Genomic DNA, 12137 nt, shown 5'->3' with positions numbered 1-12137 from the left:
AAGGTAGAACAACTATGTGCGGGGAATTTGAAGTTATGTGAAGTGACGGTGAAGCGTAAACGAAGCCTGTGCGCCGCCTTCCGGTCGATTGCGTAAGGTCACCGAGCCTGCATGCAGTCGCGCAACCTCACTGACAAACGCCAGTCCCAATCCGCTGCTCTTAAGCCCATTTTCACGGGGCAGCGAGTAGAAGCGTTCAAAAATACGCGGCAACGCAAAATCAGGGATCCCGCTGCCGCTGTCGGTAACCTGCAATATGATCTGCTCTTCGTGCTGATGCGCACTCAGCACAATCGTCCCGTCCCGTGGCGTAAAGTCGATAGCGTTGTCGAGCAAATTCCCCAATGCCTGCTCCAGCAGCGCGGGATCGGCATCAACGCTAAGCGATGAAGGCATAATGGTCAGCGTGATGTTTTTTGCCGCCAGCTGCACGCTCCGGGCTTCTTTAAGCTGGGCAAACAGCGCATCTACCGCCACCGGCGTCAACGTAATGTCCTGTCGATTCTCCAGTCGCGCCTGGCGTAACAAGGTTTCAACCAGCGCCTGCATGCGCGCATTTTGCGTCAGAATATTATCAGTAAAACGCGCAACCACGTTCGGCGGCGGGCCTTCGCGCAAAATTTCCGCCGCGCCGCGAATGGCCGCCAGCGGGCTTTTGAGTTCGTGCGTTAATGCATAAACGTATTGCTCAATATAATTCTTGCCCTCCAGCTTCAGACGCATACTTTCCAGCGCCTGCGCCAGTTTACGTAACTCGCTGCTGCCTAAATCAGGCAGTGCGACGGGGCGGTTCTCGGTCACTGAGTCGGCATAGCGCGCCAGCCGGGCAATGGAACGGTTGATCCACCATACCATTCCGGCGCCAATCACTAAGGCGATCCCCAGCAACACCGCGCTGGCCCACAGCATCCGCCGTTCACTGCGTTTAATCACCGGCGCCATCGCCGCATTGGGTTTGCCGACGCTAAGCACCCCAATAATACGCCCGCCGTCAACGATCGGCGCGGCAACGTACATCACCGAACTTTCCGGATCGTTCGGATTCTGCAACGTACTGCGGGCACCATACTGCCCACGCAACGTTAACCACACATCATTCCAACGGGAGTAGTCCTGGCCGACCGCCTGGTTAGCGGAATCAAACAGCACCTTGCCCTGCGCGTCCGTCATGTAGACATGGTATTCATTACGCACTTTGTTAATGCCGCTGATATTGGCATGGAATGGGCGGTTATGCAGTTGGGAAAATGCCTGCGCCAGCTTACCGTTGGCGGGAGCGTCAGAGAGTAAATCATCACGCGCCAGCGCAGCCAGCAGCGTGGCGGTATCAATCAATGTGCCTTCAGTCGCCCGGCGGACGCCAGGCTTAATTTCCTGCACAAAGATCGACAACACGAACCAGGCGGCAACGGCGACAATCAGGAAATAGCCGAGCAGCAAACGCATACCAATGCGCATCAGACGCTCCTCAGGCTGTATCCCATACCGCGATGCGTATTAATAGGGGAAAACTCGGGGTTGATGGCGCGCAGCTTGGCGCGCAGCGTTTTGATGTGGGTATCGACCGTTCTGTCGAAGGTGTCCTGCGCATCGGCCCAGACTAAATCCATCAATTGCTGGCGAGAGTAAATGCGCCCCGGCGACATCAGCAGCGTTTTCAGCAACAGGAATTCATAGCGCGTCAGAGTTAACGGTATACCGAACCAGGTAATCTGCGCGGCCAGCTCATTAAGCTCAAAATCCCCGCAGCGCGTCGTTGAGGAAGGAGCGGAGAATTTCTGCACCCGCCGCAGCAGCGTGCGGACGCGGGCGCACACCTCGCGCGGAGAGAAGGGTTTGGCAACATAATCATCCGCGCCGATTTCCAGCCCCAGCAGACGATCCACTTCATCGCTGCGCGCGGTGAGAAAGAGGATCGGCAATGCCGGATGGCGTTCAAGTAAACGTCGACACAGTTCAAAACCGCTGATATCCGGCAGGCCGACGTCCAGAATTATCGCATCGGGACATCTCTGGCGCGCATTTTCCAGCACCGGTAGCCCGCGCTCGAACGCTTCTACGCTAAAACCTTCCTGCTGCAGCATATAGATAAGCGTATCGGCGATTCCCTGCTCATCCTCAACCAACCAGATCAACGGCTGTTGCATTTTGCTTCCTTGTTATTGCCGCCACGGCATAATGGGCACAGCGCTGATGGCATTTTTGGGCGATCCATCAACCACTTTATCTGAATAGGCCAGATAGGCCAGCGCATTACGTTTTGCGTCATAAAAACGTACGACCTGTAAGGATTTAAACACCAGCGAGGTCCGTTTTTTAAACACCACTTCGCCTTGCGCTTTACCGTTCTTGATTCTGTCGCTCAGTTCCACCGGTCCCACCTGCTGGCAGGAGATGGCGGCATCAGAGGTATCCTCAGCCAGCCCCAGCCCACCTTTGATGCCGCCGGTCTTGGCACGACTCACGTAGCAGGTCACATTGGTTACATCCGGATCGTCAAACGCCTCGACCACAATTTTATGGTCCGGCCCAAACATTTTGAACACCGTATCGACAGATCCAATCTGCTCCGCATGGGCGACCTGCGCCAACATCAGTAAAATTGAGGAAATGGCTAAGCTCTTATATTTCATATTGTTACCATTCTTAAAAGTTACTCTGGGTAATTATTCGACATTCTAAGATAAAACGTATACAGATCACAGGATTACAATAATCACGCTTTCGAATGTCCAAAAAAGCATTTATGAGCAAAAAAAACACTGAATGCTAAAACAACAAAAAATGCTATTATCCTCATACCTGACGTCAGGTACTCGTTGTTGAAAGGATGAGGATATTTTATGGATCAGGCTGGCATTATTCGCGACCTATTAATCTGGCTGGAAGGTCATCTGGATCAGCCTTTGTCGCTTAACAATGTGGCGGCAAAAGCAGGCTATTCCAAGTGGCACCTGCAGAGAATGTTTAAGGACGTGACGGGCCATGCTATTGGCGCCTATATCCGCGCCCGTCGTTTATCGAAATCCGCAGTGGCGCTTCGCCTGACTGCGCGCCCTATTTTGGATATTGCCCTGCAATACCGCTTCGACTCTCAACAAACCTTTACCCGCGCGTTCAAGAAACAGTTTTCTCAGACGCCAGCGCTGTATCGCCGCTCGCCGGAATGGAGCGCTTTTGGTATTCGCCCGCCAATGCGACTCGGTGAATTTGCCATGCCTGCGCACGAGTTTGTGACGCTGGAAGATACGCAACTGCTTGGCACCACGCAAAGTTATTCCTGCTCACTGGAACAGATTTCAGATTTCCGGCATGAAATGCGTATTCAGTTCTGGCGCGACTTCCTTGGCCATGCGCCTTCAATCCCGCCGGTGCTGTACGGGCTGAACGAAACGCGTCCGAGCATTGAAAAGGATGACGAACAGGAAGTGTTTTACACCACGGCACTGACGCCGGAACAAGCCAATGGCTATGTACCGGCGGCGCAGCCTATCCTGCTGCAGGGGGGCGAGTACGTGATGTTTACCTATGAAGGGCTGGGAACCGGCGTACAGGAGTTTATCCTGACGGTGTATGGCACCTGCATGCCGATGCTAAACCTGACCCGCCGTAAAGGACAGGATATCGAGCGATACTACCCGGCAGAAGATGCCAAAGCGGGAGATCGCCCGATCAACCTGCGCTGCGAATTCCTGATACCGATTCGCCGCTAACGCTGCAGCTCATCCAACGCAGGGGCGTCCAGATGTGAGATGTCCCCTGCCGTTTCAACCACCCATCCCGGCGCAAGCCATAAACTTTCCTGGTAATCAACGCGGGAAATTGAGCAATTGCGCAGACGCAAGCGACGTTCAGCCCATGCCGGCAATCCCAGAATCGTACTCACCAGGCAGCCCAGCGCGATACCGTGGCTCACCAACAGTGGGCGGCTCCCCTGCGGAAGGTCCAGGCAGGCTGCCAGCGCCGCGTTGACGCGATCGCTCAGCTCCTGCATCGATTCCCCTTCCGGAATACGCCCATCAACCGTACCGTTCACCAACTGACGACGCCAGCCCTCTTCTTCAGCCGTCAGCGTGTCGATATGACGTTTTTCCAGCACGCCCATATTCAGTTCACGCAGCCGGGAGTCATAAGTGATATCACAACCACAAGCCTGAGCGATGATTTCTGCGGTGCGTCGTGTACGACCTAAATCACTACTGATGACATGCGTAATACCCAACGAGCGGGCGCGTTCACCAACCTGCATGGCCTGCTGCTCACCTTTAGCGGTCAGTGGGCTGTCTGACTGGCCTTGAATACGTCGCTCGGCGTTCCACTGCGTTTCACCATGGCGAACAAGGTATACCTGTAACATGCTTTTTTTCCGTTATACTGCGATGCGATGAATTTTCAAACTGAGCTTTATTATGCACAAGGTTATCTCTGCTACCACCAATCCTGCCAAAATTCAGGCAATTCTCCGGGCATTTGAAGAGATTTTCGGGGAAGGATCCTGCCATATTGAACCCGTCGCCGTCGAGAGCGGCGTACCGGAACAGCCTTTTGGAAGCCAGGAAACGCGCACTGGCGCACGAAATCGCGTGGATAATGCGCGACGCCTGCATCCACAAGCTGATTTCTGGGTAGCCATTGAAGCCGGAATTGACGATGACGCCACCTTCAGTTGGGTGGTGATTGATAACGGCGTTCAGCGCGGTGAAGCGCGATCGGCCACGCTGCCGCTGCCCGCCGTCATTCTCGACAGAGTCCGCCAGGGGGAAGCGCTTGGCCCGGTGATGTCGCAGTACACAGGTATTGATGAGATTGGTCGTAAAGAGGGCGCGATTGGCGTGTTTACCGCGGGTAAGCTGACACGCTCGAGCGTCTACCACCAGGCGGTAATTCTGGCGCTCAGTCCGTTTCATAACGCGGTGTATCGATAATTATTTGCGCTATGTTGTAGGCCTGATAAGCACAGCGCCATCAGGCATTTCGCGGCGATGTTGCCGGATGGCCGCTTCGCCTTATCCGGCCTACGAGCAAATCAGGCGCTTTTCAGCAGTACCTGCTCCAGCCACTGGCGCAGATCCACCGGCGCGGATTTCAGGCTGTTTGAACCGCGCGTAATGGTGGCGATGCCCGCCCCAAGCTCATTTTTCAGCTCGCGCTGGCTCATCTCGCCGCGCAACAGCTCTTCAATGATACGCACGCGCGTGCCCAACGCTTCGCGCTCATCTGGCGTCAGCATCAAATTGAGCAGCGGCAGATGTAAATCTTGTTCATAGGCGTGTTTAAGTAAGTCGACAAAACGTAACCACTCCTGGTGACGCTGTTCTGCCATCTCTGCTGAATAGGGTGATTGCTGAGTCATAAGATATCGCCATCGTTGTGGGGGAAGCGTGCTTGCCTCCCCCTTTTGTACTCTTTAACGAGTACGATAGCATAACACAACCGATACGATCAGTAACGACGTTGCCATTCTGCGTCGCTCATCAGCTCCGGTTTATCGCCCAGGAAATAACGATAGTACGCATCGTAAGCCAGCACGTTCTTCACATAACCTCGCGTCTCTGAGAACGGAATGCTTTCGACAAACGCCACGGCATCAATACGACCTGCGCTATTACCCAGCCAGGTGCGCACGCGCCCCGGTCCGGCATTATAGGCCGCCGATGCTAAGATGCGGTTATTGCCAAATTGCTGATAAACATACTGCAAATAGCTGGTGCCAATGTTGATGTTGGTATCAGGATCCAGCAGTTGACTCGGACTGCTGTAACCCGGAATCGAGAACATTTTCACCGTGTGCGTTGCGGTGCCCGGCATAATCTGCATCAGCCCACTGGCGCCAACCGGGGATTTCACTTTCGGGTTCCAGGCGCTTTCCTGACGCGCGATCGCCATCGCATAACTTGGCGGAATATCTTTTCCACTGGTATAGCGGGTAAACAGATCTTTATAGGCCAGCGGGAAGCGCTCTTCCAGATGATCCCACAGCTTACCGGCGATCGTCGCCTGTACGCTCAGATCCCACCAATGATTGTTAAACGCGTAGCGCGCTAGCTGCGCCTGCTCGGACTTGGTGCGGCTGGTGACCAGATTTGCCCATTCACTGCGCGCGGTATTATCCAGATTCCAGTACATCAGCTCGCGTACGCGCGCCATTTCCGGTCCCTGAGTCAGCGCAGAGTCAACGTTCGCTGGGGCTTTATCCACCTTCAGCTCGTACTCTTCACCGAGGCGTTGTGCCGCCACCATCGGGTAGAAACCGCGCTGCTGCATGAGTTGATGCAGGATCTCTTTCGCTTCCGCCTCGCGCCCGCGCTCCAGCAGCAGATCCGCTTGCCAGTAGCGCCACTCGTCTTTTTCTTTTGCATCCATCGGCAGACGCGCCAGCCAGGTATTCAGGCCGCGACGATCGCCAGTTCCCAGCGCCATCCGCACGCGACGCTCCACAAGCGAGGTAGAATTTGAGCGCATAATCGCATCATCACGCCATTTCGCCTGCTCGTCGGTGACGTCATTGCCCATCAGACGCCAGGCGACGATGTCGCGCAGCTCCTGAGTCTGCTCGTCATTTAGCTGCTGCGCCTGCACCAAAGAGGGGATCATCAGGCGGGCGTTTTCGACATCCTGACGCGCCACGCTGGCAAAAGCCACCGCCGCCATCTGCCGGGTGAAATCCGTTGCGCCGGTGGTGCGCGCAAAGGTCATTACGGTGTTTGGATCGTTAGCCAGCGCGATGATTGCCGACGCAATCGTCTGATACTCCCCAGGCATTTGCCCGGCCAGCGCGGTGACCAGCCCGGTATTGCCCGCTTTCATCGCCAGACGAATACGCTCCAGATAAGCCAGCGGATCCTGAGTGCCTGAGGCGCGCCACACGCCGAATAATTTGTCACAGGCGTTCGGCTGACTTTTCCCGGTCAGCCACAGATCTTTCGCGCCCTGCCAGGCCTCTTCGGTTTGTCCGGTACTCCATTTCGCGAAGTAATAGTTACATTGCGCTTCCGTGGTACCCGGTTTTTCCGGGCTAAACGCCAGCAGTCCACGCCAGTCTTCCCGTCGCGCCAGTTCATTCACAAAACGCGATTGCAGAGTACGCGCCGGGGGTAGCGTCGGGTTGGCGCGCACAAAATTGGTGACGGTAATGGTCGGCTGATTCATCAGATCGTCAGTAATCTGACGATATTCCAGATAGGGATACAGAGGATAGTTCTTCAGGCCGGGCATCATCTGCTCTACGACATCCATCTGTCGGTTGTCCCAGGCCTGCTTAATTTGCGCATAGCGATTGCGCTGCTCATCCAGGGAATCGGCTCGCGCCACTTGACTGACCGTCAGCAGACATACGCTGGCCGCCAGCAGGCGCCAGGTAAATTGTTTGGCTTTGTCCACAAGCTCTTCCTCTTGTCATGTTACGTCTGTGCAGCATCATGCCGCTTAATTCATTCATGCTAACCAGACATTGCAGAATGTGCCACGTCACGGACACTTTTTTACTTTTGTTGCGAGTGAGATCTGCTGGCTGGGATTGGGCAATGAAAAAGGCTACACTTCGCTTTTGATAACTCTATTCATCACTATAAAAGAGGCGAAGTCCACGTGGCTCAATTCGTTTATACCATGCATCGTGTCGGCAAAGTCGTTCCGCCGAAACGTCATATTCTTAAAAACATCTCACTGAGCTTCTTCCCTGGCGCCAAAATCGGTGTACTCGGTCTGAACGGCGCGGGTAAATCTACCCTGCTGCGCATCATGGCCGGTATTGATACCGAAATCGAAGGCGAAGCTCGCCCACAGCCTGGCATTAAAATCGGTTACCTGCCGCAGGAACCAAAACTGAACCCGGAACACACCGTCCGTGAGTCTGTTGAAGAAGCGGTGGCCGAAGTGGTTAACGCCCTGAAAGGCCTGGATGAAGTGTATGCCAAGTACGCAGAACCGGACGCCGACTTCGATAAACTGGCCGCGCAGCAGGGCAAGTTTGAAGAGATTATTCAGGCGCATGACGGCCATAACCTGAACGTGCAGCTCGAGCGTGCCGCTGACGCCCTGCGTCTGCCGGACTGGGATGCAAAAATCGAGAACCTGTCCGGTGGTGAACGCCGCCGCGTCGCGCTGTGCCGCCTGCTGCTGGAAAAACCAGACATGCTGCTGCTCGACGAACCAACCAACCACCTGGACGCCGAATCCGTCGCCTGGCTGGAACGCTTCCTGCACGACTTCGAAGGTACCGTCGTGGCGATTACCCACGACCGTTACTTCCTCGACAATGTTGCGGGTTGGATTCTGGAGTTGGACCGCGGCGAAGGTATTCCATGGGAAGGCAACTACTCCTCCTGGCTGGAGCAGAAAGATCAGCGTCTGGCGCAGGAAGCTTCTCAGGAAGCCGCTCGTCGTAAATCTATCGAGAAAGAGCTGGAGTGGGTGCGTCAGGGCGCGAAAGGCCGTCAGTCTAAGGGTAAAGCCCGTCTGGCACGCTTTGAAGAGCTGAATAACACCGAATACCAGAAGCGTAACGAAACCAACGAACTGTTTATTCCACCTGGACCTCGTCTGGGCGATAAAGTCGTTGAGGTCAGCAATCTGCGTAAATCCTACGGCGATCGCGTGCTGATCGACGATCTGAGCTTCTCTGTACCGAAAGGCGCTATCGTCGGCATCATCGGTCCGAACGGCGCGGGTAAATCAACCCTGTTCCGTATGATGTCCGGTCAGGAACAGCCCGACAGCGGCACCATCTCGCTGGGCGAAACCGTGAAGCTGGCCTCTGTTGACCAGTTCCGTGACGCAATGGATAACAGCAAAACCGTGTGGGAAGAAGTTTCCGGCGGGCTGGATATCATGAAGATCGGCAACACCGAAATGCCAAGCCGCGCCTATGTAGGCCGCTTCAACTTCAAAGGCGTCGATCAGGGCAAACGCGTTGGCGAATTGTCCGGCGGTGAGCGTGGTCGTTTGCATCTGGCGAAGCTGCTGCAGGTGGGCGGCAACATGCTGCTGCTCGATGAACCGACCAACGACCTGGATATCGAAACCCTGCGCGCGCTGGAAAACGCCCTGCTGGAATTCCCGGGCTGCGCGATGGTTATCTCGCATGACCGTTGGTTCCTCGACCGCATCGCGACCCATATTCTGGACTACCAGGATGAAGGTAAAGTGGAGTTCTTCGAAGGTAACTTTACCGAATACGAAGAGTACAAGAAACGCACGCTGGGCGCCGATGCGCTGGAGCCGAAGCGTATCAAGTACAAGCGTATTTCGAAGTAATTACCGTTAAGCGCCGTATCCGGTCTACGAGGTTAGTACGACTTCCAGGCCGGATAAGCGCGGCGCCATCCGGCATTAAAACCTAACCCTGCTCACCCATCAATTCTTTCACCAACTCCACGCAGCGCAGGAATCGGCCATCGTAGTCAGGCTCCTGAACGTGCACGAAATTGATATTGTTTTCCTGCAGCATCTCAACCAGCAGCGACTGAAACGCTTTTCGGTCAACCGAGCTGCCAAGGCTACGCAAACCATCCGCCACCCATGGGGTGTTGTTTTCCAGCAGGATCACCAGGTCAAAACGGTACTCATCAATCAGCGCCTGCACAAACGGGTGTTCACGCCCTTCGTACTTTTTACAGAATGCCTGAGTGGTCACGAAATCGGTATCGATAAACGCCACTTTATTGGCATACTTGACAGCAAAATCAATGTATTGCGCTTGTCCGAGGGCAATCTTATCGTAGTCGGAATATTGCAACGCCATCTCGTCGCCGCCCAAATGGGAGAAGACGTAATCACGCCCGTATTCCCACGCACTGGTGGTGTTAAAGATATTGGCGAGCTTGTTCACCAGCGTGGATTTTCCGCTCGACTCCCCGCCAAGGATCGCCACGGTGCGCACGAAAAACGGCTTCACTTCGGTGGGAATATACTCCCAATAGCGAAACGGGTTTTCGCGAATTTGCCCGCCACTGATGTTCATAAACGTTCGTTTCGGATCCACCAGCACCGTTTCGATCCCCAGATGTTTCAGATACTGCGGCGCATCTGACTCTTCAGAGGTGTAGATCCAGTTTGGCTGGATCCCCTTCTCCTGCATAAACGTTTTGATGCCGTTGCTCCACACGTCCCAACCGTGCGGATACGGCTCCATACCCTCTTCGTTGAAGGCATGAATTCGGATATTTTTCTGATATTTAAATGTTTGTAGCAGCCAACGTAAACGATCGGGCACCGTCGGCTGTTGCGACATGGCGCTGTCTTCAAACAGGCTGCGATCGCGCGTATCGTCATACCCCATGATGATATGCAGCTCATCGACCTGACTACAGGCGCGCTGGATCAAATAGATGTGGCCGGTGTGCAGCGGATAAAACTTACCGAATACCACACCGATATTTTTCTGCTGGCGCGGAAACTCCAGCCCGAGAAAACGGTGCAATGCCTCCAGCTTTTGCGCGCTGGGGCTTTTGATTTTGGCATTCAGCAGTTGGCTTAAATATCCCTTGGTCATGCCACTGGCATCCGCCACCTGTTGCAGGGTACAGCCCTTTTGCTTTATGGCGGTTTTGAGATAGTCGAATGATGACACAAGAGCCTCCTGCTGGAAAAATCGCGTAACACTGCCTGATGGCGCTTCGCTTATCAGGCCTACAACATCAATCCGTAGGCCGGATAAGACGCATTGCGTCGCCATCCGGCAAATTATACAACATCACTGCATACAGAGGATTATAAGTCGTCAAACACGCTTAACGCATCTGCAAGCTTTTTAACGCCAAAAACCTGCATCCCTTCCGGCACTTTTTTCGGGACGTTGGCGGCAGGCACAATCGCCCGACGGAAGCCATGCTTCGCCGCTTCAGAAATACGCTCCTGGCCGCTCGGCACCGGGCGAATCTCGCCCGCCAGTCCCACTTCGCCAAAGACCACTAAATCCTGCGGTAGCGGTCTGTCACGTAAGCTGGAGACCATTGCCAGCAGCAGCGCCAGATCGGCGCTGGTTTCGGTGACTTTGACACCACCAACCACGTTGACGAACACATCCTGATCCGCCATCTGCAAGCCGCCGTGACGATGCAGCACCGCCAGCAGAATCGCCAGACGGTTCTGTTCCAGACCGACCGCCACGCGACGCGGGTTCGCCATCATTGAGTGATCGACCAGTGCCTGAATCTCTACCAGCAGCGGACGCGTACCTTCCCAGACCACCATCACCGAACTACCAGAAGTGACCTCATCGCCACGGCTTAAGAAGATAGCGGAAGGGTTGCTGACTTCACGCAGGCCCTGCTCGGTCATGGCAAAGACGCCAAGCTCATTCACCGCGCCAAAGCGGTTTTTATGGCTACGCAGGGTACGAAAGCGGGAATCAGCGTCACCGTCGAGCAGCACCGAGCAGTCGATACAGTGCTCCAGCACTTTTGGCCCCGCCAGCGATCCGTCTTTCGTCACATGACCTACCATCACAATTGCCACGCCACGCGTTTTGGCAAAGCGCGTCAGGTAAGCGGCAGTTTCGCGCACCTGCGCCACGCTGCCCGGCGAAGACTGAATATCCGCCATGTGCATCACCTGAATGGAGTCGATCACCATCAGTTTCGGCTGTTCTTCTTCGGCAATCAGGCAAATTTGTTCGATGCTGGTTTCCGACAGCATGTTCAGATTCGCCGTCGGCAAGCCAAGCCGATGCGCGCGCATCGCCACCTGCTGTAGCGACTCTTCGCCAGTGACGTACAGCGTTTTCATCTGCTCCGCCAGCCTGCACAGAGTTTGCAGCAACAGGGTCGATTTGCCCGCGCCGGGGTTACCGCCAATCAGAATAGCGCTGCCGGGCACCACACCGCCGCCCAGCACACGGTCAAACTCTTTAAATCCGGTGGAAAAACGCGGCAATTCTTCAAGGCTGATGTCAGACAGCTTCTGCACTTTTGCGACACCCGCATTCCCGGCATAGCCGCTGAGCCGCTCGTTACGCGCCACCGTCGGCGACGCGGCAAGGCGCACCTCAGTAATGGTGTTCCAGGCCTGGCAGGCGCTACATTGCCCCTGCCAGCGCGGGTAATCGGCCCCGCATTCATTACAAACAAAGGCGCGTTTTGGAGCTTTTGCCACGTTTTACCTCTTTCGTTAACGCTGTTGCCGGATGACGCTTATCC

Annotated in this window: 11 protein-coding genes; 3 read left to right on the top strand and 8 right to left on the bottom strand. The window is 55.0% G+C overall.

Annotation, left to right across the window (positions count from 1 at the left end; all coding sequences use genetic code 11):
* Positions 1-33: 33 nt before the first annotated feature.
* From creC to creA, 3 genes are read right to left on the bottom strand one after another with little or no spacing between them, the layout of a single operon-like run.
* Positions 34-1458, bottom strand: coding sequence for a two-component system sensor histidine kinase CreC (gene creC / locus FHD02_RS06795; protein WP_220393734.1), 1425 nt, complete (start codon positions 1456-1458; stop codon positions 34-36).
* A complete protein-coding gene (gene creB, locus FHD02_RS06790; protein ID WP_220393733.1) occupies positions 1458-2147 on the bottom strand; it encodes a two-component system response regulator CreB in 690 nt (229 codons plus the stop codon). The genes creC and creB overlap by 1 nt, the downstream gene beginning before the upstream one ends.
* 12 nt (positions 2148-2159) lie before the next feature.
* On the bottom strand, positions 2160-2633 hold the full coding sequence (gene creA, locus FHD02_RS06785; protein WP_038637033.1) for a protein CreA: 474 nt from the start codon (positions 2631-2633) through the stop codon (positions 2160-2162).
* Between the two features lie 210 nt (positions 2634-2843).
* Between creA and robA the strand changes: the two genes are divergently transcribed.
* The gene (gene robA, locus FHD02_RS06780) at positions 2844-3713 is read left to right on the top strand and encodes an MDR efflux pump AcrAB transcriptional activator RobA (protein WP_220393732.1); all 870 of its coding nucleotides are present in this window, start codon (positions 2844-2846) and stop codon (positions 3711-3713) included.
* Here robA and gpmB read toward each other — a convergent pair.
* Positions 3710-4357, bottom strand: coding sequence for a 2,3-diphosphoglycerate-dependent phosphoglycerate mutase GpmB (gpmB, locus tag FHD02_RS06775; RefSeq protein ID WP_069324097.1), 648 nt, complete (start codon positions 4355-4357; stop codon positions 3710-3712). The genes robA and gpmB overlap by 4 nt on opposite strands.
* Before the next feature lie 52 nt (positions 4358-4409).
* Here gpmB and yjjX point away from each other — a divergent pair, with 52 nt between their 5' ends.
* On the top strand, positions 4410-4925 hold the full coding sequence (gene yjjX / locus FHD02_RS06770; RefSeq protein ID WP_042312503.1) for an inosine/xanthosine triphosphatase: 516 nt from the start codon (positions 4410-4412) through the stop codon (positions 4923-4925).
* Between the two features lie 101 nt (positions 4926-5026).
* On the opposite strand, the gene trpR is transcribed toward yjjX, so the two are convergent.
* Together trpR and sltY are read right to left on the bottom strand one after the other, a co-directional pair.
* Positions 5027-5353 carry a trp operon repressor gene (gene trpR, locus FHD02_RS06765; protein WP_220393731.1) on the bottom strand — a complete coding sequence of 109 codons (327 nt, stop codon included), beginning with the start codon at positions 5351-5353 and terminating at the stop codon, positions 5027-5029.
* Positions 5354-5442: 89 nt separating this feature from the next.
* A complete protein-coding gene (gene sltY, locus FHD02_RS06760; RefSeq protein WP_220393730.1) occupies positions 5443-7380 on the bottom strand; it encodes a murein transglycosylase in 1938 nt (645 codons plus the stop codon).
* Between the two features lie 207 nt (positions 7381-7587).
* On the opposite strand from sltY, the gene ettA reads away from it, so the two are divergent.
* Complete coding sequence (gene ettA, locus FHD02_RS06755) at positions 7588-9255, top strand: energy-dependent translational throttle protein EttA (RefSeq protein WP_165406791.1); 1668 nt, start codon at positions 7588-7590, stop codon at positions 9253-9255.
* A gap of 82 nt (positions 9256-9337) precedes the next feature.
* On the opposite strand, the gene nadR is transcribed toward ettA, so the two are convergent.
* Positions 9338-10570 carry a multifunctional transcriptional regulator/nicotinamide-nucleotide adenylyltransferase/ribosylnicotinamide kinase NadR gene (gene nadR, locus FHD02_RS06750; RefSeq protein WP_042312507.1) on the bottom strand — a complete coding sequence of 411 codons (1233 nt, stop codon included), beginning with the start codon at positions 10568-10570 and terminating at the stop codon, positions 9338-9340.
* A gap of 140 nt (positions 10571-10710) precedes the next feature.
* Positions 10711-12093, bottom strand: coding sequence for a DNA repair protein RadA (radA, locus tag FHD02_RS06745; RefSeq protein WP_001728171.1), 1383 nt, complete (start codon positions 12091-12093; stop codon positions 10711-10713).
* Positions 12094-12137: the final 44 nt, after the last annotated feature.

This window comes from Citrobacter sp. EC_71, assembly GCF_019584005.1.
GTDB classification, from domain to species: Bacteria; Pseudomonadota; Gammaproteobacteria; order Enterobacterales; family Enterobacteriaceae; genus Citrobacter; species Citrobacter werkmanii.
Note: the sequence above shows the minus strand (reverse complement) of the source record. Positions and strands in the feature narration are given on the sequence as shown.